The following is a 21,870-nucleotide window of genomic DNA, read 5'->3' as shown; positions in this document are numbered from 1 at the left end:
GCGCTGCCGGACCAGTGCCCACCGCGGGATTGCCAGATGCTCGCAGAGTCCCCGCGCCACCCGGAAGCACAGAGGCGGTAACAGATGGATGTACTTCTGGCCATCCTTGGCCAGTTCGGCCTCTACGGCCTGCTCACGGTCGGCATCGCGGTGATCTTCGCGGCGACCCGGGTGGTCAACCTCGCCCAGGGGGACCTGGCCATGGTCGGCGCCTACGTCGCCGCGACCGCGACCGCCGCCCCCTTCGGACTCCGCGCCCTGCTCGCCCTCGCCGCCGGCGTCCCCCTGCTCCTGGTCGTCGAGCGACTGCTGCTGCGCCGCCCCGGCTCCGACGGACTGGCCGCCATGCTCGTCACCTGGGGCCTCGGCATGGCCCTGCGGCAGGGCGCGGAGCTCCTCTTCACCGGGACCTCGCGCACCGTCGCCGTACCCGTGGACGGCACGCTCGACGTCCTCGGCACCCCGTACCCGGCGTACCGGATCGTGTGCGCCCTCACCGCCGTCGCCGTCATCGCCCTCGTCCTGCTCGCGGCCCACCGCACCGACTGGGGACTGAGACTGCGGGCCGTGGCCGACAACCCGGCCATGGCGGCGCTGCTCGGCACCGACCCGCGCCGCATGCGCGCCACGGCCTTCACCGTCGGCGGCCTCCTCGCGGTCCTCGCCGGAGCCCTGTACAGCCCCGTCCTCGCCGTGAACCCCAGCATGGGATTCGGCCTGCTCGTCCCCGTCTTCTTCGGCCTGCTGCTCAGCCGCCCCGGAGCCCTGGCCACCGCCGCCGGCGCCGCCCTGCTGATCTCCGCGCTGTCGGTCCTGCTCCGCACCTGGCTCTCCGACACCCTCGCCGAAGCCCTCTTCTACGCCGTCGTCGTCGCGATCGCCGCCCTGCGCTCGCGCCCCTGGATCGGAAGGTTCTCCGCATGGTTCCGTCGCACCCCCGCGCCCGCGAGCGCCGCATGACGCCCGCGCCCCGGACCACCGCGCTCGCGGTGGCGGGCGCCCTCGCCCTCGCGCTCACCGGCTGCCAGGGCGCGGCCCTGTCCGGCGACGACGCCCCGGCCACCGGGGGACCGGTGAAGATCGGCGTGATCGTCCCGCTCACCGGACCGGTCTCCCAGGTCGGAACCGCCCTGCGCAACGGCCTCGAACTGGCCGTCAAGAAGGTCAACGCCGACGGCGGCGTGCACGGCCGGCCCGTCGAGTACGTCGTGGTCGACGACGCCGGAGACCCCGCCAACTCCACCCAGCTCGCCCGCCGCCTGGTCCGCCAGGACAAGGTCACCATGCTCTTCGGCACCATCACCGGCGACACCGCCGAAGCCGTCGGCAGGGTCGCCGACGAGGCGCACGTGCCCTTCGGCACCGCCATCCTCGGCGACACCGAGCACTGCTTCCCCCACCAGTGGGGCTTCGGCGAGTCCACCCGTCAGATGCTCACCCCGACCGTCCCCGGGCTCGTTCGGAAGTACGGCGGCAAGGTCGCCCTCGTCGGCTCCGACTACAACTACCCGCACTTCTACGCCGGCGTCGCCGAGGACCTGGTGAAGAAGGCCGGCGGCACCGTCGTCGCCGAGGAGTACAGCCCCCTCGGCCAGACCGACTGGCAGCCGGTCATCGGCCGCCTCAAGTCCGCGAAGCCCGACGGCGTGCTCTCCATGGTCGTCGGCGCGGACGCCGTCACCTTCGCCAAGCAGGCCCAGCAGTTCGGCCTGCTCACCCCGGACCTCGGCTTCGAGGGCGCCTCCCTGGACGCCGACTTCCAGCCCGCGCTCGGCGAACTCGTCGCGGGCCGCACGCACACGGTGCGCTGGAGCGACCAGCTCGACGACGCCGAGAGCCGCGCCTTCGTGAAGGACTACCGGGCCGCCCACCAGTGGAAGGCCCCCGTCCCCGAGGTCGCGGGCAACGCCTACTTCGGCGTCGAGTTCTTCCTGGCCGCCGCGGAGAAGGCCGGCTCGAACGACCCCCGGGCCGTCAACAAGGCGATCGGCGCACTGTCCTTCGACAGCCCCCTCGGCAAGGGGACCCGCTTCGACGCCTCCAACCACGTGCTCCAGGCCGACATGCGCGAGGTCACCATCGGCCGCGACGGCGCCTACACCGTCACGCGGACCCATCCGATGGTCGCCGACACGACCCCGAAGAAGGGCTGCGCGTGACCGTCCCCGCCGCGCCGGGCGCCCCCGCCGCCTCCACCGCCACCCCGGCCCTCTCCGGGAGCCGGAACACCGGAGCCCTCCGGCGCACCCTGCGCCTCGCGCTTCCGGCCCTCACCGGGGCCGCCCTGCTCGCCGCGCCCTTCGGCCTCGACGCCTTCGCCGTCGCCACCCTCACCCTCGGCCTGTGCCACGGCCTGTTCGCCTACGGCCTCGACCTGAGCTGGGGACGGGCGGGACTGCTGAGCGTCGGACACGCCGCCTTCTTCGGCCTCGGCGCCTACGCCGTCGCCCTCGGCCAGGAGCACGACCTCCCCCGGGCGGCGACGGTCGCCGCGGCCGTCGCCGCCGCCGTGGCGATCGCCCTGCCCGTCGTCCGCATCGGCCTGGCCGCCCCGGTCCCCGACGCCCCGCTGATCCTCCTGACCATCGGCGTCGGACTCCTGCTCCAGCGCGCCGCCACCACCCTCGCCCCGGTGACCGGCGGCACCAACGGACTGTCCGTCTCCGGACCCGACGTGGTGACCTCCTACTACGTCACCCTCGGCGCCGTCGCGGCCGTGGTCGCCGTCTGCGGGGCACTGCTCGTACGCGGCCGGTTCGGCGCCCGCCTCACGGCGGCCGCCCGCAACCCCGAGCGCGCGGCCCAGAGCGGCATCGACGGAACCAGGGTGCGCGCCACCGCCTTCGCCGCGAGCGCGGCCGTCGCCGCCCTGGCCGGAGCGCTGTACGCACCCGTGGCCGGCCTGGTGTCGCCGCAGGTGTTCGGCCTCGGCCTGTCGACGTCCGTGCTGATCTGGCTGGCCCTCGGCGGCCGCGCGTCCACGGTCGGCCCGTTCGCCGGAGCCCTCGCCGTCACCGCCGGCCAGCAGTACCTCGGCTCCACCTGGCAGGGCTGGTACCTCCTCGCCCTCGCCGCCCTGTTCCTGCTCGTCGTCCAGGTGGCGCCCGCCGGACTCACCGCCGCACCGCGCCGCTGGCTGGCCGGGCCCGGACCCGACGTACGCCTCCCGGCCGCGGCCCGCCGGCCCCGGAGCCGTACCGTCCGGGAGCCCGGCGGGGAAGTCCCCCTCGCCGTCACCGGCATCAGGAAGTCCTTCGGCCCCGTCCAGGTGCTCGCCGGGGTGGACCTGACCGTCGAGGCCGGCCGCTGCGTCTGCCTGATCGGACCGAACGGCGCCGGCAAGAGCACCTTCCTGAACGTCGTCGCCGGGCAGCTCGCCCCGGACGCCGGCACCCTGCGGCTCTTCGGCACCGACGCGACCGGAACGCCCGTCCACCGCCGGGTGGGACTCGGCGTCGGGCGGATGTTCCAGATCCCCAGCGTGATCGCCGAACTCTCCCCGGCCGACAACCTCCGCCTCGCCCGGATCGAGGCGCCCGAACCCGCCGCACCCCCCGCGGAGTTCCGCGACCTCGCCGACGACGAACTCCGGCCGGCCGGGACGCTCCCGCTCGCCGACCGGCGCCGCCTGGAGCTGGCCATGGTGCTCGCCGCCGCCCCCCGGCTGCTGCTCCTCGACGAACCCGCGGCCGGACTCGGACCCGACGACGCCCGCCGCCTCACCCGCGAACTCCGCGAGGTCAACCGGCGCACCGGCTGCGCGCTGCTCGTGGTCGAGCACGACATGGACATCGTGCGGGAACTCGCCGACGAGGTCGTCGTCCTCGCCGAAGGACGGGTCCTCGCCCGCGGCCCGCTCGACGCCGTCTCCGCCGACCCCGCCGTCCGCACCGCCTACCTGGGAGCGCGCTGATGCTCGAACTGACCGGGCTCGCCGGCGGATACGGGCAGGCCGCCGTCGTCCGGCCGGCCGACCTGACCGTACGCGCAGGCGAGATCACCGCCCTGATCGGCCGCAACGGCGCCGGGAAGACGACCCTCCTGCGGACCGTCTTCGGCCTCGCCGACCGGCACGGCGGCCGCGTCACCCTCGACGGACGCGACGTGCCCCCGGGCCGCCCCGAACTGCTCGCCCGGGCCGGCGCCACGCTGATGCCGGAGGACCGGGGCGTGTTCCCCGCGCTCACCGTCGCCGACAACCTCCGCCTCGCCCGCCGCCGTGACGCCGCCCCGGCCGTCGACCCGTACACCGTCTTCCCGCTCCTCACCGACCGCGCCGGGCAGCAGGCCGGCACGCTCTCCGGCGGGCAGAAACAGCAACTGGGCATCGCCCGGGCGATGCTCGCCGGCCGGACCCTCATCGCCGTCGACGAACTCACCCAGGGCCTCCAGCCCTCCGTGGTCGCCGACGTCCTGGAGGCCCTCGGCACGATCGCCGACGCCGGGACGGCCGTCCTCCTCGTCGACCAGCACGCCGGAGCACTCCTCGACCACAGCCGGCACGTCGTGGCGATGGAGGCCGGACGGGTCGTGCTCGACGCACCGAACGGGCCCGGTCTGCGCGACCGCCTCGACGCCATCCTCGCGGTCCGCTGACCACCCATCACCCCGGCCGCCCCGCCCCGGCGGACGGCCCCTGCCTCAGCCGGACCACCCACCACCCGGCCGGGCCGCCCCGCCCCGGCGGCCCGCCCCCACCCCAGCCGACCGTCCCGCCCCACCTGGAGCAGCCCTCATGGACCCCTTCGCCTCAGCCACCGACCTCGCGGCGGCCGTACGCCGGCGTGACCTCAGCCCCGTCGAGATCGCCGAGACCTATCTGCGCAGGATCGCGGAGCACGACGGCGAACTCGCCGCGTTCACCTGGCTCGACGAGGACGCCGTCCGTGCCGCCGCCCGCCGCGCCGAGCGGGCCGTCACCGACGGCGGGCCCCTCCCGCCGTTCCACGGCGTGCCCGTCCCCGTCAAGGAGCTGACCCAGGTGGAGGGCCAGCCCGCCACCTATGGCTCGTACGGAGTCGACGACCGGCCCCGTACCCTCACCGAACCCGTGGTCCGCCGCCTCCTCGACGCGGGATTCCTCCTCATGGGGCGGACCAACTCGCCCGAGATGGGCCTCCTGTCGACCACCGACAACAGCCGCTTCGGCAGCACCCGCAACCCCTGGAGCCTCGAACACTCCTCCGGCGGCTCCAGCGGCGGCGCCGCCGCGGCCGTCGCCGCCGGCCTCGCGCCCGTCGCGCACGCCAACGACGGCGGAGGCTCGATCCGCATGCCGTCCTCCTCCTGCGGACTGCTCGGCCTGAAGCCCAGCCGGGGCCGCGTCCCCCAGCAGGTCCCCGGCTGGGAGCACGCCACCGTCGAAGGCGCCATCACCCGCACCACCCGCGACGCCGCCGCACTCCTCGACGCGATGTCCGTGCCCGACCGGCTCGCCATGTACCAGGCCCCCGCACCCGAGCGCCCCTACCTCGACGAGGTCGGCCGCGACGGCGGACGCCTCCGCATCGGGCTGCTCACCGAGGCGCCCACCGGCCTCCCCGTCGACCCGCAGTGCGTCGAGGCCGCCGAGCACACCGCCCGGCTCCTCGAGGCCCTCGGCCACGAGGTCGCCCCCGCCTCGCCCCGCTTCTTCAGCGAGGAGGCCATCACCGGATACGCGCAGACCGTCCTCGACGCCGCGCTCTGGGCCGCCCCGTACCAGCAGCCGGAACTCGCCGAGCCGCACCTCCGGTTCCGCATGGACCGGGCCGCCGGAAAGCACTCGGGCGAGTACACCCGGGCCGCGACCCTGCTCGCCGAGGAGGCCCGCGCGATCCGCGCCCAGTGGGGCCAGGAGTTCGACCTGCTCCTCACCCCCACCATGGCCTGCCTGCCGCCGCCGGTGGACGCCCTGCTGAAGGAGGCCAACGCGGACCCCGGCGGCCCGCGCACCACCGAGACCCGGATGATCTCCTTCACCGCGATCTGCAACATCACCGGGCAACCCGCCGTCAGCCTGCCCACCTTCACCTCGGCCGAGGGCCTCCCCGTCGGCAGCCAGCTCATCGCCGGCCCCTGGGACGAGGCCTCCCTCATCCGGGTCGCCGCCGAACTGGAAGCTCTCGACGGCTGGCCCCGCCGCCGCCCCGCGCGCTACGCCGCCTGACGGCCCGCCGCGAGGCCCTCCCCGTCGGCGGCGGCACCCGCCACCGCCGCTCCCGGCTCCCCGTCCCCAGGGGAACCGGCCCCCCTTGGAAGGAGCCGTACATGGCACGTACCGCACCGGCCCGCATGCTGCGCCGGATCGTCGCCGAGCACTCCACCGAAAGCGCCGCCGCCGGCACCGCCGGCGGGGTCTCCCGCCGGACCGTGCTCGGCGGACTCGCCGCCGGAGCGGGCCTGGCCGCCGCCGGCACCGTCGTCGGCGCGGCCGGTTCCGCCCGCGCCGACACCGCGTCCCAGCCCGTCATCGCGATCGTCGGCGCCGGCATCGCCGGGCTCACCGCAGCCCTGCGGCTCGCCGACCACGGCATCGCCTCCGCCGTCTACGAGGCCGACACCCGCGTCGGCGGCCGGATGCACTCCCACCCGGCCGGCTCCTACTGGGACGACGGCCAGACCTCCGAGTGGGGCGGCGAGCTGATCGACACCGGTCACACCCGCATGCAGAACCTCGCCGCCCGCTTCGGCCTGCCCCTCGACGACCTGCGCGCCGCCGAGCCCGCCGGCGCCACCGAGGTCTACCGCTTCGACGGCGCCTACTACACCTATGCCCAGGCGAGCGCCGACTTCAAGAAGCTCAAGCCGGTGATCCAGCAGGACCTCGCCACCTTCAAGTGGCCCGTCGCCTGGGACGCCGCCAACAGCCCCGGCGCGGTGGCCCTGTCGAACATGTCCATCCACGACTGGATCGCCACCCGCGTCCCGGGCGGCCACGCCTCGCCCTTCGGACAGCTCCTCGACGTCGCCTACACCACCGAGTTCGGCATGGACACCCCGTCCTCCTCGGCCCTCGGCATCATCGGCATGCTCGGCTACCAGCCGGCCCCCAACGGCTTCGCCCTGTTCGGGGAGAGCGACACCCGCTACCACGTCCGCGGCGGCAACCAGCGTCTCCCGCAGGCCATCGCCGCCGCCCTGCCCCCGGGGACGGTGCGCCACGGCTGGCGGCTCCAGTCAGTGGCGGCCTCCCCGGGCGGCCGGCAGCTGCTCACCTTCACCGCCGACGGCTGGACGCGGACGGTCCTCGCCGACCACACCGTCCTCGCCCTCCCGGCCGGTGTGCTCCAGCACATCGACCTGTCCGCCTCCGGCTTCGACAGCCGCAAGCTCGCCGGCATCGCCGCGGCGCGGATGGGCCAGAACTGCAAGCTCTCCCTGCAGTTCGACACCCGCCACTGGAACGCCTCCGGCCCGTGGGGGACCGCCAGCGGCAGCACGATGAGCGACACCGGCTACCAGACCTCCTGGGACTCCAGCAGAGCCCAGCCCGGCGGCAAGGGCATCCTCACGGTCTACGCGGGCGGCAGCCACGCCGCCGACTTCACCCCGTCCACGCCGTTCCGCACGGCGGCCGACCCCCAGATCGCCTGCTACGCCCGGACGGCCCTCGCCCAGCTCGAACCGGTCTTCCCCGGCCTGACCGCCCACTGGACCGGAAAGGCCACGCTCGCCGCCTGGCCGCTCAACCCGAACGCCTACGGCTCGTACGCCGGCATGCCCACCGGGTACGCCCACCGGTACGGGGGCTACGAGGGCGTCCGCCAGGGCAACACCCACTTCGCCGGCGAGCACACCTCCGCGATGGCCCAGGGCTACATGGAGGGCGGCGCCGAGTCCGGCGAGCGCGCGGCCGACGAGGTCCTCACCGACCTCGGCGTCCCCCTGTAGGGCGCACCGGGCCCGCCGGAGGAGATCCGGCGGGCCCGTCCTCAGCCCCGGCCGGGCAGCAGGCCCTTCTCCAGGGCCACGACCACGGCGTGGGTGCGGTCGCTGACGTCCAATTTCGCGAAGACGCGCAGGAGATGGGTCTTGACCGTGGCCTCCGCGATGACGAGGCGCCGGCCGATCTCGGCGTTGGACAGGCCGTCGGCGACCGCGCCGAGGACGTCCTGTTCGCGTGCGGTGAGGACGACCGGGGCGGGGCGGCGCATGAGGGCGACCAGGCGTTCGGCGACGCGGGGCGCGAGGACCGTCTCGCCGCGGGCCGCGGCGCGGACGGCCTCGGCGAGCTGGTCGGCGGTGGTGTCCTTCAGGAGGTAGCCGACGGCGCCGGCCTCGACCGCCCGCTCGATCTCCACGTCCGTGTCGTACGTGGTGAGGATGAGCACCCGGGTCGGGGCGGGTCCCGCGGTGATCGCGGCGGTGGCCTCGACGCCGTCCATGACCGGCATGCGCAGGTCGACGAGGGCGACGTCGGGCGCAAGGCGTTCGACGAGACCGAGGGCCTCAAGGCCGTCGCCCGCCTCGCCGACGACGGTGATGTCCGGGACCGGAGCCAGGAGGGAGACCACTCCGGCGCGCATCACCGTGTGGTCGTCGACGATCACGACCCGGACGGGCTCGTGCGCTTCGGGCATGTCAGGGCCGTCCGTTCGTGGGGAAGTCGGTGGGGAGGTCCGGGGGGAAGGCCGTGGGGAAGGTCGCGAGGACGCGGGTGCCGTCCCCGACCGAACTGGTCACCGTCAGTTCCCCGTCGAGCTCGGCGAGCCGCTTGCGCATGCCGTCCAGACCGAAGCCGCGCGACTCCTCGACGACGAAGCCGCGCCCGTCGTCGGTGATCTCCAGCTCGATGGCGTACGGGCCCTGGACGAGGACCACGCCGACGGTGCTCGCGTCGGCGTGCTTGCGCACGTTGGCCAGCGACTCCTGGGTGCAGCGGAGGAGCGCGATCCGGGTCTGCTGGTCGCAGTCGACGTCCTCGGCGAGCTCCGCGTCGACCGTGATCCCGGTGTCCTGGGCGAACCGTTCCAGGGTGCGGCGCAGGGTCGGCACCACCGAGCCGGGGGAGAGGCCGCTGTGCGGGGCCGATCCCACCAGGACCCGGGCCTCGGCGAAGTTCTCGCGGGCGGTCCGCTCGATGGAGCGCAGCTGCCGGGCCGTGTGCTCCCGGTCCCCGTCAAGGCCGGTCCGGGCGGCCTCGGCGAGGACGATGATGGAGGCGAAGCCCTGGGCGAGGGTGTCGTGGATCTCGCGGGCCATCCGCTCCCGCTCCGCGACGGCGCCCTGGGCGCGATGGGCGGCCGCCAACTGCTCTTGGGTGAGGGAGAGTTCGGTGGCGAGCGCGGCGGTGCGGGCCTCGCCGTCCGTGATGAGCCGGTGGAGCAGGAGCCCCGCCAGGACGGACACGGCGTATCCGGTCAGGGCGGCGGCCGCGTTCCCCGGCGAGTCGCGCCAGAGGCTCCCCGCCGCCGTCGCGGCCGCCGCGCAGCCGCTGAGCAGCACGGCGGCACGGGGGCCGCGGGCCTGGAACCAGAACTGGGGGAGGGCGGCGATCAGGAGGGCCGCGCCGCCGCCGGGGAGGGCCGCCATCACGCCGAGCCCGGCGGCGAGGATCCCCAGATGGAGCGTCGAGTGGTGTCGGGCGCGGTGGACGGCGGTGTACGCGAGGGCCGCCGCCACCAGGCCCAGCGAGGCCCATTTCACGGGCCCCGAGTCGTTGCCGGCGCCGATGACCGAGGGGACCAGGCCGAGGAGCAGCCAGGCGGCCGTGTACCAGCGGCGCAGGGCGGTGAGCGCCGGCCGCTCGGTCACCGGGTGTCCCGTCCCGCCGGGCGTCGTGTCGGTCATTCCGTCAGCCTACGGACACCGGCCGGGTACCGGCCCGTTCGGGCTCTGAGGGCCGCCGCGCGGCGCGGGAGGGCCACCAGTTGGCCTCGCCGAGCAGCAGCATCAGGGAGGGCAGCACCAGGACGCGGATCACGAAGGCGTCGAGGAGGACCGCGACCGCCAGGCTGAAGCCGATCTGCTTCATCTCGATGAGGTGCAGCGCGGCGAAGCTCGCGAAGACCGTCACCATCACCACGGCGGCACTCGTGACGACCCCGGCGGACGAGGACAGGCCCTGGAGGACCGCCTGCCGGGTGGGGACGCCGGCGAGGCGGGCCTCGCGGATCCGGCTGATCACGAACACCTGGTAGTCCATGGAGAGCCCGAAGAGGATCACGAACAGGAACAGCGGGACGCGGGATCCGATCGAGCCCGTGGAGGTGAAGTCGAGGATCCCCTCGGCCCATTCGTGCTGGAAGACCAGGACGAGGAGGCCCAGTGAGGCGAAGGCCGAGAGCAGGTTGAGGACGATGCCGACGAGGCCGAGGACCACCGACCGGAACGCCCACACCGTCATCGCGAAGGTGACGAGGAGCAGCGCCCCGATGACGAGCGGCAGCTTCCGCTTCTGGTGGTCGGGGTAGTCGGCGTAGCGGGCGACCTCGCCGGTGACGGCGACCTCGGTGCCGTCGAGCGCACCGAGGGCCCCGGGCACGAGGTCGGTGCGGAGCCGTTCGAGCGAGGCGCGGGCCTCGGGGCTGTTCACGGAGCGCGGGACGGGCAGCTCCAGGAGGGTGGTGCGGTGGTCGGCCGAGGTCCGCAGGACGGGGTTGCCGCCGATCGCCGGGTCCTCGGCGCCCGCCCGCTCCACGAGGGCGCGCAGGGCGCCGGCGACCTCGTCGGCCCGGTCCGCGTCCGCTCGTACGACCACCTGGTGCATGGCCTTCAGTTCGGGATAGGAGGCCATGAGCCGGTCGTAGGTCCGCATGGCGGGGATGGCGCGGGAGTGCGTCTCGCGGCTCATCTCCGTGATGTTGATCTGCAGGACGGGCAGGGCGAGCGCGAGGAGCGCGAGGGTGGAGACGGCGAGCGTCACGGCGGGGTGCGCGGAGACGGGCCGGAGGACGGCGGCGGTGATCCGGCCGCCGGGACGGGGAGCGCCGCGTACCGGCTTCTTGCGGGCCCTGCGGCGTTCGGCGCGCTCGCCGAGGAGGGCGAGGAGCGCGGGCAGCACGGTCAGCGAGCTGAGGACGGCGACCAGGGTGACGACGACCGCTCCGGTGGCGATGGAGGAGAAGATGACGTCGTCGGCGAGGTAGAGGGTGGCGCTGGAGACGGCCACGGCCAGCCCGGAGACCACCACGGCCCTGCCCGAGGTGGCGGCGGCGAGCTCCACCACGGCCTGTGTGGTGAGCCGTCCGCCGGCCCGGGCCCGTTCCTCGCGCTCCCGCTTCAGGTGGAAGAGGGTGTAGTCGACGCCGACGGCGAGCCCGATGAGCAGGATGACGTTGGTGCCGACCCCGGCGTCGGGGAAGACGTGCGAGGCGATCATCGACAGGCCGACGGCGGCCACGATCGCGGTGAGCGCGAGCAGCAGCGGCACGACGGCCATCACCACGGAGCCGAAGACGATCAGCAGGGTGACCAGGGTGACGGGCAGCGCGATGACCTCCGTACGGGAGAGGTCCTCGCCGCGGAGCTCGTCGACGCCCTTGCCGATGGAGGGGCCGCCGACCTCCTCGACGAGCAGTCGCGGGTGCGCTGCTTGGACCTCGGCGGTCTGCGCGAGGAGCGCGTCGACGTGCTGCTTCCCCTCGAACTCGGCGCCCTTCATGGTGACGTCGACGCGCAGGGCCGTGTGCTGCGCGTCGGCGACCGGGCCGGTCACGGACAGCACTTCGGGCAGCTGCCGCATGCGGGCGCCGATCTCGCGGGCGGCGGCCTCGGCCTCGGCCCGGTCGAGGGGGCCGGTGCCGGGCGCGGCCCGGATCAGGACGCGTTCGAGGGGTTTCTGCTGGAGACCGCCCTCGGCGGCGAGGGCCTCGGCCCGGCCCGCCTCGCCGATGCGGTAGTCCTCGGTGGTCGCGGGACGGGAGCCGAGGGCGATGCCCGCGCCCAGGCAGAGGGCCACGAAGAGGAGCCAGCCGATCAGCGCGCGCCAGGGATGCCGGGCGCTGTGACGGGCCATGCGTACGGTCGGGTTCGTCATGGTCCCAGGCTCGTCGGCGGAGCCGTACCGCCGACAGGCTCGGCCGGTTGAACCCCTTGTCCACCGGTCGGTGGACAAGGGACCGTCGACGCGGGTCGGATCAGATCAGGTCGGATCCGGTCAGGTCGATCGGCTGATCGGGGTCGAGTTCGATGCCCAGGCGTGTGGTCGCGCTCGCGAGGACGCCCCAGAGGGCGTCGCTCAGGAAGTGCGTCAGATCGTCGAGGGAGCTCCTCGACCCGGGGTGCGCGGCCCACTGGTTGACCACGCCGTCCACCAGGCCGACCATGCCGAACGCCAGGTTGAGGTCGAAGCCGGCGGGCCCCCGCTCGCCGTCGAGGAACCGGTCGGCGTACGTGTCCAGGAGCCGCGCCAGGTGGAGGGCGACGGCGGTGCGGGTGCCCGTGACGGCGGGCGAGCCGGTGCCGAGGAAGCGGTGGAGCTCGGGGTGCAGCGCCACCCAGCCCACGTAGGTGCCGGCGGCGTGCTCGATCGCCTCCCGGATCGTGCCCTTGGGGACGAGCGCGGGGGAGAGGGCGGCCATCAGGTCGTCGGTGATGCGCGCGCGGATCTGCTCGTCGAGGTCCTCGCGGCTGCGGAAGATCCGGTAGACGACGGAACGGGGCATCCCGGCCTCGGCGCCGATCGCCGCCACGCTGACCGCCGTTCCCTCGCGCCCGATGACGGTGAGGGCCGCGGTGAGGACCTGGTCACGGCGCTCGGCGCGGTGGCCGGTCCAGCGGGTGTCGCGGCCGTCGGGGCGCCCGTCGTTGCGTGTGTGTCTGTCCTCGGCCACGGCGTGGATCGTACCCGGCGATCAAGAGGAGACGGCGCACCCGGGGGTGGCGCACGTCACGTTACCGCCGGTATCTTGGACGCGGTGACACAGGTAAATTCCGATGCCTGGGAGAGCGCCGGGGGAGAATGCGCCGCCAGGACCGGTCGCGGAGGGGATGGACATGGAGAACGAGCACGTCGACGTGCTGATCATCGGCGCGGGGCTGTCCGGGATCAGCGCCGCCTGCCACCTGCTCGCCGGGAACCCCGGGACCACGTACGCGATCCTCGAGCGGCGGTCCGCGATCGGCGGCACCTGGGACCTCTTCCGCTACCCCGGCATCCGCTCCGACTCGGACATGTACACCTTCGGCTACGGCTTCCGCGCCTGGCACGGCACCAAGGTCCTCGCCGGCGGCACGGACATCCGCCGCTACATCCGGGCCACCGCCGAGGAGCACGGCGTCACCGACCGCATCCGCTTCGGCCGCAGGGCCGTCCGCGCCGACTGGTCGAGCGACGAAGGGCGCTGGACCGTCGAGACGCTCGACGAGGCCACCGGCGAGACCCGCGTCCTCACCGCCCGCTTCCTCGTCGGCGCCACCGGCTACTACGACTACGACGCGGGCCACCGCCCGGAGTTCCCCGGCGAGCAGCGCTTCCGGGGCGCCCTCGTGCACCCGCAGCACTGGCCCGAGGACCTCGACCACACGGGCAAGCGCGTCGTGGTCATCGGCAGCGGCGCCACCGCCATCACCCTCGTCCCCGCGATGGCCCCCGACGCCGCGCACGTCACCATGGTCCAGCGCTCGCCCACGTACATCCTGGCCCTCCCCGCCGAGGACCCCCTCTCGGTCCTCCTGCGCGGGCTGCGCGTCCCCGCCGCGCTCGTCCACCGGGTGGGGCGCGCCCGCAACATCGCGATGCAGCGCGGTCTGTACGCCCTGTGCCGCAAGGCCCCCCGCCTCATGCGCAAGGTGCTCCTCGGCGCGGTACGGGCCCGGCTCGGCAAGAGCGTCGACATGCGCCACTTCACCCCGGCGTACAAGCCCTGGGACCAGCGGCTGTGCGTCGTGCCCGGCGGCGACCTCTTCACGACGCTGAAGAGCGGCCGGGCTTCCGTGGTCACCGACCACATCGAGACGTTCACCGAGACCGGCGTCAAGGTCAGGTCCGGCGAGGAGATCCCCGCCGACATCGTCGTCACCGCGACGGGCCTGCGCATGCAGCTCGCCGGCGGCATGGAACTGGCGGTCGACGGCAAGCCCGTCGTCACCCGCGAGCACCTGCTCTACAAGGGCGTGATGCTGGACGGCGTCCCCAACCTGGCGATGATCATCGGCTACACCAACGCCTCCTGGACGCTCAAGGCCGACCTCGCCTCCGCCTACGTCAGCCGGCTCCTCGCCCACATGGACCGGCACGGCCTCACCGCCGTCACCCCCGTCGCCGCCGAGGCCGACCGCTCCTCCGTCTCCGTCATGGGCGAGTCGCTGACCTCCGGCTACATCGCGCGCGGCGACGCGATCATGCCCCGCCAGGGCACCCGGGACCCGTGGCGGATCTGGAACGACTACTACCGCGACCGGCGCGCGCTGCGGCTGTCCCCGATCGAGGACCCCGCGCTCCGCTTCGACCGCACGGCCCCCGAAGGAGGACGACGATGACCAGCGTGCAGACCTATCACGAGAGGCTCCGGACCCTGTCCGAGGCCTCGGTGCACATCCACTTCGACGCGTTCACCGACATCGACTGGGACCACCCCGACTTCGCCATCGACCCGGCGGACCCCCGCTGGGTCCTCCCCGCGGCCGACCCCCTGGGCGGCCACCCGTGGTACCGGGAACAGCCGCTGGAGGTGCAGACGCGCATCGGCCTGTGGCGGTACGCCAACATCGTCAAGGTGGGCATGCAGTTCGAGAACGTCCTCATCCGCGGGGTGATGGACTACCTGTTCTCCCTGCGCAACCAGGACCCGGAGTTCCGCTACCTCACCCACGAGGTCACGGAGGAGTGCCACCACACCCAGATGTTCCAGGAGTTCGTGAACCGCGCGGGCGCCGACGTGCCCGGCGGACGGCGCTCCTTCCGCTTCTTCAGCCGCTTCCTGCCACTGGCCGGCTCCCTGGTCCCCGAGTCGTTCTTCACTGGCGTCCTCGCCGGCGAGGAGCCCATCGACCACCTCCAGAAGGCGATCCTGCGCAGCGGCGACGAGATCCACCCTCTGATGCGCCGGCTCATGCAGATCCACGTCGCCGAGGAGGCCCGGCACATCTCCTTCGCCCACGAGTTCCTCCGCGCCAAGGTCCCCGGCTACGGCAGGGCACGCAGGGGCGCCCTGTCGGTGGCCTTCCCGGTGATCATGAGAGTGCTCGGCGACGTCATCGTGGTCCCCGACCGGAAGACCGCCGAGACGATCGGCGTGCCCCACTGGGTGATCAAGGACATCTTCTGGAAGTCGCCCGACGGCGAGAAGATGCTCCGCGACCTCTTCTCCGACGTACGGATGCTCGCCGAGGACATCGGCCTGATGAACAGGGCCTCACGGCGGGTGTGGAAAGCACTGCGCATCGACGGCCGCCCCTCCCGCCACCGCGGCGAGCCCGCCCCGCACGCCGCCTGACGCGGCCCGCGGGCCCCGGAACGGAGAACCATGACCTACGTCGTCACCCGGTCGTGCTGCGCCGACGCCTCCTGCGTCCTCGCCTGCCCGGTCAACTGCATCCACCCCGCCCCCGGCGAACCGGGCTTCGGGCAGACCGAGATGCTGTACGTCGACCCCCGCACCTGCGTGGACTGCGGCGCCTGCACGACGGCCTGCCCGGTGGACGCGCTCAAGCCGCACACCGCGCTCACGGAGGCGGAGCTGCCGTTCCTCGCGCTCAACCGCGCCTACTACGACGCCCATCCGCACGAGGACCGCACCCCGATGGCCCTCGTGCCCCCGCAACGCCGCATCCCCGCGGCGGAGTTGCGGGTCGCCGTCGTCGGCGCCGGGCCGGCCGGACTCTTCGCCGCCGACGAACTGCTCCGGTATCCCGGCGTCACCGTCACCGTCCACGACCGGCTGCCCACCCCGTACGGACTCGCCCGCGCGGGAGTGGCGCCCGACCACCAGGACACCAAGCAGGTCGCCCGGCTCTTCCGGGCCGTCGAGAGCCAGCCCGGCTTCTCGTACCGGCTCGGCACGGAGATCGGCCGCGACCTGCACCACGAGGACCTGCTCCGCGAGCACCACGCCGTGATCTACGCCGTGGGCGCGGCCACGGACCGGCGGCTCGGCATCGACGGCGAGGAACTGCCCGGCAGCGCCTCCGCCACCGACTTCACGGCCTGGTACAACGGCCACCCCGACCACAGCGCCGCCCCCTACGCCCTGGACGGCGAACGGGCCGTCGTCATCGGCAACGGCAACGTGGCCCTGGACGTCGCCCGTATCCTCACCGCCGACCCCGACGCCCTCGCCCGCACCGACATCTCCGACCGGGCGCTCGCGGCGCTGCGGACGAGCCGCGTCCGCGAGGTCCTCGTCCTCGGGCGCCGCGGACCGGCCGAGGCCGCGTTCACCCTGCCGGAACTGCTCGCCCTCGCCGCCCTCGACGACGTCGACGTCCTCGTCGAGGACTGGCCGGCCGACGTCCCGGCGGACGCCACCCCCAAGACCGGGCTGCTCGCCGAACTGGCCGCCCGGACCCCCGTGCCGGGACGGCGCCGCATCGTCCTGCGCTTCCGGACGAGGCCGACGCGGATCCTCGGCGACGACCGGGTGACCGGTCTGGCCGTCGCACGGACCGGACCGGGCGCCGACGACGGCACCGAGACCACCGAGACCATCGAGGCCTCGCTCGTCCTGCGCGCGATCGGCTACCGTGCCCGGCCCGTCCCGGGCCTCCCGTTCGACGAGGCGACCGGCACGGTTCCCCACGACCTGGGCCGGGTCCGGCCGGGGGTGTACGTGGCCGGCTGGATCAAGCGCGGCCCCAGCGGGTTCATCGGCACCAACAAGTCCTGCGCCCAGGAGACCGTCTCCGCACTCCTCGACGACCTCGAAGCCGGCCTGCTCACCGCCCCCGCGGGCGGCGGCCCGGCGTCCGGCGGGCACCCGGACGCCATCGGCCTCGACGGCTGGCGGGCGATCGACGACGCCGAGCGCGCCGAAGGCCGCCTCCAGGGACGCCCCCGCGTCAAGATCGTCGACAGGGAGGACCTCCTCGCCGCCGCACGCTCCACGGCGGGCCGCCGACCACGCGGGGCCTGAGGCCAAGGGCCACCGGTCGCGCGGGGCCTGAGGTCAGGGGCCGCCGGTCGCGCGGGGCCTGAGGTCAAAGGCCGGCGACCGCGCCGGGCCTGAGGCCGCGGGCCGTCGGACCGAAGGCCCATCGTGTTGCGTAAAACGTTTTACCTTCCTAGCTTGAGGCGCGCCGCTCCCTGTTGTCAGGCGGCCCCACCAGCCCCGAAGGAACGCGCGTGGAACTGCACACCCTCACGACCGAGACCACCGACCCCCGCGAGCGCGGGACCCTGCTCGGCACCCGGTTCGGCGCCCGGATCCGGCACGTCGCGGAGCTCTACCGGGAGCACTTCGCCGCCCTCGGCATGCCCGCGGACCAGGTCCGCGACATCGCCACCCGCAGCCACGAGGCGCTGAGGGCCTGGGCACCGAACCTGGCCGAGGAATCGGACGCCTGCGCCGACGCGGCCGGCGTCGAGCGCTGGGCGGTGGCCGCCGTCGGCGCCCGCACCGAGATCCTCGCCGGGTGCCCCGTGCCCGGGAGGGGAGAGTGCTCGACGGCGGTGTTCGCGCCCGTGGGGGCCGCGCCGCAGACCGTGCAGACCTGGGACTGGCACGACCTGCTCGTCCCGGACGCGCTGCTGCACGAGCTGAGGCCGAGCGAGGGCCGCACGGTGAAGCTCTTCACCGAGTTCGGCGCCCCCGGCGAGATCGGCGTGAACAGCGCGGGCCTCGGCGTGCACTTCAACATCCTGTTCCACGCGTCCGACTCGGCGAGCGGCGGCGTGCCCGTGCACGCGGTCGCCCGCCGCGTCCTCGACGAGGCGGACACCCTCGACCAGGCCGTCGAGATCGCCTCGACGGCGCGCGTCGGCGCGTCCACCTCGCTGACCGTCGTCACCGCCGGCTCCGCCGCGAGCCTCGAACTCTCGCCCGCCGGGCTCGCGGTGGTCCCGGCGGCCGAGGACGGCTGGCTGCTGCACACCAACCACTTCCTCGACGCCGGCCTCGCGGCGGCGGACACCGGGGCGGCCGACTCGATGACGGCCGAGCGCTTCGCCCATCTGCGCGAGGTGCGCGCCGCGATGCCGGGCCTCTCGCCCGCCGGGCGGGCCCGGGCCTTCTGCGGCGACGCCGGGGCCGACGCCGTCGTGTGCATGCGGCCCGACGAGGACAAGCCGCCGCACGAGCAGTGGGGCACCCTGCTCACCATCGGTCTCGACGTCACCCGCTGCGCGATCGACTATCTCGCCGGCGCCCCGCACGAGGCCCCGGAGACGGGCCTCGCGCGCTTCTGAACCGGTACGGATCGACCCTCTTCGGGCGCCCCGCCGGGGCCCCCGGGGAAGTCGGTCCGTCCTAGGGCTTGTCAGTGCAATTTCACATTACTATGTTACAGCGCACACGGCCTGATGAACGCCCGTCATACGCCGTGCGAACCCGACCAGTTCGCGAACCATCCCCACGAAACCCCCCTCACCAGCAGGAGTCCCGTTGTCCCTCCACCGACGTGTGCGCTCGTCCCTGCTCGCCTCCGCCATCGCGGTCACCCTCCTCTCCTCCGCCGGTCAGGCCGGCGCCTCCGCGGCCGGCGCGGACGACCGGCCCGCCGCCGCCCCGGCCCCCGCGTACGGGGCGCCCGCCCCGCAGGCGCAGCCGGGAGCCAACCCCTTCGACCAGGTCGACCACCGGGCCTCCGCCCCGCGCACCACCTTCGGGCCGGCCCCCGCGCCCGGCGGCCACGCCACGGGCCGGGTGCCCGGCCGGGCACCCGCCACCACCACCGCGCGTTCGTTCGCCGCCGACGCCACCGGCACCACCGCGGCAGGCGTCCCCTGTACGCTCGACGGGATCACCGGCCTCGCCCCGGAGCAGTTCGCCGACTTCCTCGCCGACCCGGCCGTCACCGCCGACGGCTGTCTGCGCGGCCTCATCTGGACCTGGGACGCCCGGCTCGCCCCCGTGATGTCCGACGCCCACGTCCAGGCCGTCGCCCGCCGCATATCGAGCCTGTCCGCCACCCACGACGGACGGAACTCCTCCCACCTGGAGGAGATGTTCACGTACCTGCACGCCGTCGCGTACCACGACTTCTCACGCGGCGAGATCGACACCACCGACGCGCCCACGGTGAACGCCGTCCGGCAGGCCGTCGCCGACTTCGCCGCCGCCGCCCGCACCTTCGACGTCACCGGGACCAACGCGAACACCCTCCGCGAGGCGCTCTACGCGGCGAGCGCGCCCGGACTGCGCCAGTACCAGCTCGGCCTGATCAAGCGGGTCCTGGCCACCATGGACCCCTCGCACACCGCCACCAACCTCGACCCCGCCTGGGCGGGTGCCGCGCTCGCCGGCCTCTCGACCAACTACCTGGGCGTCTACCCCGGCAACCAGGACGCCGCCTTCCAGGCCGCCGCGAAGGCGGACCCCGACTACCGCGCCGCCTTCAAGGCCTTCGCGGGCTACGGCCACCTCAAGGGCACGTCCAACGCCTGGGTGGTCCGCGACGCGCTCAGCGAGTACGGCCGCTTCGGCCAGATCGACGGCTTGAAGGACTCCATCGCCGCCGACCTCGGCACCGTACTGGGCACCGTCCAGTCCACCTTCGGCCTCAGCGTGCAGTGGGGATCGGTCGTCTCCTGGCTGAACTACTACAACGCCTGCGCGCCGTACGGCGTCTGCAAGTCCGACATCGAGAAGAAGCTCTTCCCCAACACGTTCACGTACGACAACGGCGGCATCAAGGTCCGCACGGCCCTGGACCGGGCCACCGTCGACCAGCTCTACTACGCGAGCAAGCAGGTCAAGGCGCAGTTCCACCGGGTGCTGGGCACCGACCAGCCGCTCGCGGGCGACACCAACAGCACCCTCACCATCGTGCTCTACTCCTCGCGCTTCGACTACGAGGTCTACCACCCGGTCCTGACCGGCTACGGCACCAGCAACGGCGGCGTCTACATCGAGAACGGCGCCACCTTCTACACGTACCAGCGCCGCGTCCCGGAGGACTCCAGCCTCACCCTGGAAGAGCTCTTCCGCCACGAGTACACCCACTACCTCAACGGCCGCTGGGCCGTCCCCGGCTCCTTCGGCCAGGGCCCCTGGTACCAGGGCGACCGCACCACCGCCATGGACGAGGGCACGGCCGAGTTCTTCGACGGCGCCACCCGCGACAACGGCATCGCCGTCCGCAAGTCCCTGGTCCGCGGCATCATCAACGACACCGCCGGCGGCGGCCCCCGGATGAACGTCAACCAGATCCTCCACGCCACCTACGACGGCGACGGCTTCCGCTTCTACAACTACGCCGGTACGTTCTTCGAGTTCCTCTGGACCGAGAGGCCCTCGCTGCTCCGTGAGATGTACACCCACCTGCGGGCCAACGACGTGGCGGCCTACGACGCGTGGCGCAACCGGATGGGCTCCGACCCCGCCGTCCAGCGCGACTACGACCGCTTCCTCGACACGCAGATCGCCAAGGTGGACACCCTGTACGTGCCGAACACCGCGTACACGCAGAACGGTTACCTGCGCGACGCGGACGTCTCCGCCGTCCGGACCGCCTTCGCCAACGCCACCCAGAACACCCCCGACTGCTTCGAGGCCGGCGAGTACGGCAAGCGCCGCTTCGTCTGCACCGGACGCATCACCGCCAACCTGTCGGACGCGAACAACGCGGACAAGGTCTTCAAGGACATGTCCGAGACCGTCGACTACTTCATCCTCGACCGGGCGGGCGCCGCTTCCAACAACCTCGCCGACATGAACTGCTCCTTCGGACTCGTCGACATCTGGTCCAGCCGGGTCGCGGGCACGTCGAGCTTCACCTGCGAGGGCCCGCTGCGCAGCTGACCACCCCACCGTCCGGGCCGGCCGCTCCACGGGGGGAGCGGCCGGCCCGGCACCATGAAACTCCCCGACTGGAGGCCCTACTCCGTGAGCACCACCCCGCACTCCGTCCGCACCACCGACTACCACACCGCAGGCGAACCCTTCCGGATCATCGACGAGGACCTGCCGCCGGTCCCCGGCGACACCGTCGCCGAACGCCGCGCCCTCGCCCTCCGCCTCGGACCGCTCGACGAGCTGCGCCGCCTCCTGGTCCAGGAACCGCGCGGACACTCCGGCATGTACGGCGGATTCATCGTCCCGCCCGACGACGACGGCGCCCACTTCGGCGTGCTGTTCTGGCACAAGGACGGCTACTCCACCGCCTGCGGCCACGGCACGATGGCGCTCGGCGCCTGGGCCGTGGACACCGGACGCGTCCCCGCGCCCGACGACGGCGACGTCCCCGTCCGCATCGACGTCCCCTCCGGCCGCGTCACCGCGACCGTGCACCGCGCGGGCGGCCGCACCACCGGCGTCACCTTCCGCAACGTCCCGGCGCGCGTCCTCGCGCGCAAGGTCCCGGTGACCCTCTCCTCCGGCACCGTCGAGGTCGACATCGCCGACTCCGGCGCCTGCTACGTCTCGCTCCCCGCGCGCGCCCTCGGGCTCGACACCACCCGCGCCTCCCTGCCCGCGCTCGTCCGCGCCGGGAGGGAGATCCGCGCCGCGTTCCCCGAGCACGACGTGTACGGCGTCATCCTGTACGACGAGCTGCCCGACACCCCCACCGGGCCGCACCAGCGCAACGTCACCGTCTTCGCCGACGGGCAGATCGACCGCTCGCCCTGCGGATCGGGCACCTCCGCCCGGCTCGCCCTGCTCGGCGACGAAGGGCGCCTCGCACCCGGGGACACCCTCACCCACGAGTCGGTCGCCGACACCGTCTTCACCGGCCGACTGCTTCCCGGCGGCGTCACCGAGGTCACGGGAACCACCCATCGCACCGGCAACCACACCTTCGTCCTCGACCCCCACGACGAGCTCGGAACGGGATTCCTCCTGTGACGACCAC

The 21,870-nt window shown here is 73.7% G+C and carries 16 protein-coding genes; 12 read left to right on the top strand and 4 right to left on the bottom strand.

The genetic code is table 11. The annotated features are described in order from the left end of the window. Positions 1 to 84: 84 nt before the first annotated feature. The 6 genes from ACFYUS_RS24825 to ACFYUS_RS24800 all read left to right on the top strand — a co-directional run bounded on the left by ACFYUS_RS24825 (position 85) and on the right by ACFYUS_RS24800 (position 7,872). A complete protein-coding gene (locus tag ACFYUS_RS24825; RefSeq protein ID WP_388856062.1) occupies positions 85 to 960 on the top strand; it encodes a branched-chain amino acid ABC transporter permease in 876 nt (291 codons plus the stop codon). Beyond that, the gene (locus ACFYUS_RS24820; RefSeq protein WP_388856060.1) at positions 921 to 2,159 is read left to right on the top strand and encodes an ABC transporter substrate-binding protein; all 1,239 of its coding nucleotides are present in this window, start codon (positions 921 to 923) and stop codon (positions 2,157 to 2,159) included. Before ACFYUS_RS24825 ends, ACFYUS_RS24820 begins: the two co-directional genes overlap by 40 nt. After that, a complete protein-coding gene (locus tag ACFYUS_RS24815; protein ID WP_388856057.1) occupies positions 2,156 to 3,913 on the top strand; it encodes an ATP-binding cassette domain-containing protein in 1,758 nt (585 codons plus the stop codon). The genes ACFYUS_RS24820 and ACFYUS_RS24815 overlap by 4 nt, the downstream gene beginning before the upstream one ends. Beyond that, positions 3,913 to 4,596 carry an ABC transporter ATP-binding protein gene (locus ACFYUS_RS24810; RefSeq protein WP_388856054.1) on the top strand — a complete coding sequence of 228 codons (684 nt, stop codon included), beginning with the start codon at positions 3,913 to 3,915 and terminating at the stop codon, positions 4,594 to 4,596. The genes ACFYUS_RS24815 and ACFYUS_RS24810 overlap by 1 nt, the downstream gene beginning before the upstream one ends. Positions 4,597 to 4,735: 139 nt before the next feature. Beyond that, positions 4,736 to 6,148: an amidase gene (locus ACFYUS_RS24805; protein ID WP_388856051.1), complete on the top strand. Its 1,413-nt coding sequence runs from the start codon at positions 4,736 to 4,738 to the stop codon at positions 6,146 to 6,148. A gap of 101 nt (positions 6,149 to 6,249) precedes the next feature. After that, positions 6,250 to 7,872 (top strand): flavin monoamine oxidase family protein, encoded by a 1,623-nt coding sequence (locus ACFYUS_RS24800; RefSeq protein ID WP_388856048.1) that lies wholly within the window; start codon positions 6,250 to 6,252, stop codon positions 7,870 to 7,872. Positions 7,873 to 7,913: 41 nt separating this feature from the next. Here ACFYUS_RS24800 and ACFYUS_RS24795 read toward each other — a convergent pair whose 3' ends face one another. From ACFYUS_RS24795 to ACFYUS_RS24780, 4 genes are all read right to left on the bottom strand, one after another. Further along, positions 7,914 to 8,561 (bottom strand): response regulator, encoded by a 648-nt coding sequence (locus tag ACFYUS_RS24795; protein ID WP_388856045.1) that lies wholly within the window; start codon positions 8,559 to 8,561, stop codon positions 7,914 to 7,916. A gap of 1 nt (position 8,562) precedes the next feature. Beyond that, positions 8,563 to 9,771, bottom strand: coding sequence for a sensor histidine kinase (locus ACFYUS_RS24790; protein ID WP_388856042.1), 1,209 nt, complete (start codon positions 9,769 to 9,771; stop codon positions 8,563 to 8,565). A 4-nt stretch (positions 9,772 to 9,775) separates the two neighbouring features. Then, a complete protein-coding gene (locus ACFYUS_RS24785) occupies positions 9,776 to 11,959 on the bottom strand; it encodes an MMPL family transporter (RefSeq protein ID WP_388856039.1) in 2,184 nt (727 codons plus the stop codon). A gap of 100 nt (positions 11,960 to 12,059) precedes the next feature. Next, entirely contained in the window at positions 12,060 to 12,755 is a 696-nt protein-coding gene (locus tag ACFYUS_RS24780) for a TetR/AcrR family transcriptional regulator (RefSeq protein ID WP_388856036.1), read from the bottom strand. Positions 12,756 to 12,918: 163 nt separating this feature from the next. Between ACFYUS_RS24780 and ACFYUS_RS24775 the strand changes: the two genes are divergently transcribed. The 6 genes from ACFYUS_RS24775 to ACFYUS_RS24750 all read left to right on the top strand — a co-directional run bounded on the left by ACFYUS_RS24775 (position 12,919) and on the right by ACFYUS_RS24750 (position 21,863). After that, the gene (locus ACFYUS_RS24775) at positions 12,919 to 14,403 is read left to right on the top strand and encodes a flavin-containing monooxygenase (protein WP_388856033.1); all 1,485 of its coding nucleotides are present in this window, start codon (positions 12,919 to 12,921) and stop codon (positions 14,401 to 14,403) included. After that, positions 14,400 to 15,359 carry a diiron oxygenase gene (locus ACFYUS_RS24770; RefSeq protein WP_388856030.1) on the top strand — a complete coding sequence of 320 codons (960 nt, stop codon included), beginning with the start codon at positions 14,400 to 14,402 and terminating at the stop codon, positions 15,357 to 15,359. The genes ACFYUS_RS24775 and ACFYUS_RS24770 overlap by 4 nt, the downstream gene beginning before the upstream one ends. A gap of 30 nt (positions 15,360 to 15,389) precedes the next feature. Next, on the top strand, positions 15,390 to 16,994 hold the full coding sequence (locus tag ACFYUS_RS24765; RefSeq protein WP_388856027.1) for an FAD-dependent oxidoreductase: 1,605 nt from the start codon (positions 15,390 to 15,392) through the stop codon (positions 16,992 to 16,994). Between the two features lie 209 nt (positions 16,995 to 17,203). Further along, positions 17,204 to 18,265, top strand: coding sequence for a C45 family autoproteolytic acyltransferase/hydolase (locus tag ACFYUS_RS24760; RefSeq protein ID WP_388856024.1), 1,062 nt, complete (start codon positions 17,204 to 17,206; stop codon positions 18,263 to 18,265). Between the two features lie 196 nt (positions 18,266 to 18,461). Then, positions 18,462 to 20,819, top strand: coding sequence for a collagenase (locus ACFYUS_RS24755; RefSeq protein WP_388856021.1), 2,358 nt, complete (start codon positions 18,462 to 18,464; stop codon positions 20,817 to 20,819). Between the two features lie 84 nt (positions 20,820 to 20,903). Continuing rightward, positions 20,904 to 21,863 carry a proline racemase family protein gene (locus tag ACFYUS_RS24750; RefSeq protein ID WP_388856018.1) on the top strand — a complete coding sequence of 320 codons (960 nt, stop codon included), beginning with the start codon at positions 20,904 to 20,906 and terminating at the stop codon, positions 21,861 to 21,863. Positions 21,864 to 21,870 lie beyond the last annotated feature (7 nt).

This window comes from Streptomyces sp. NPDC004284, from assembly GCF_042874035.1.
Taxonomy (GTDB): Bacteria; Actinomycetota; Actinomycetes; order Streptomycetales; family Streptomycetaceae; genus Streptomyces.
The sequence above is the reverse complement of the archived record's forward strand: the minus strand, read 5'-3'. Positions and strand labels throughout refer to the sequence as shown.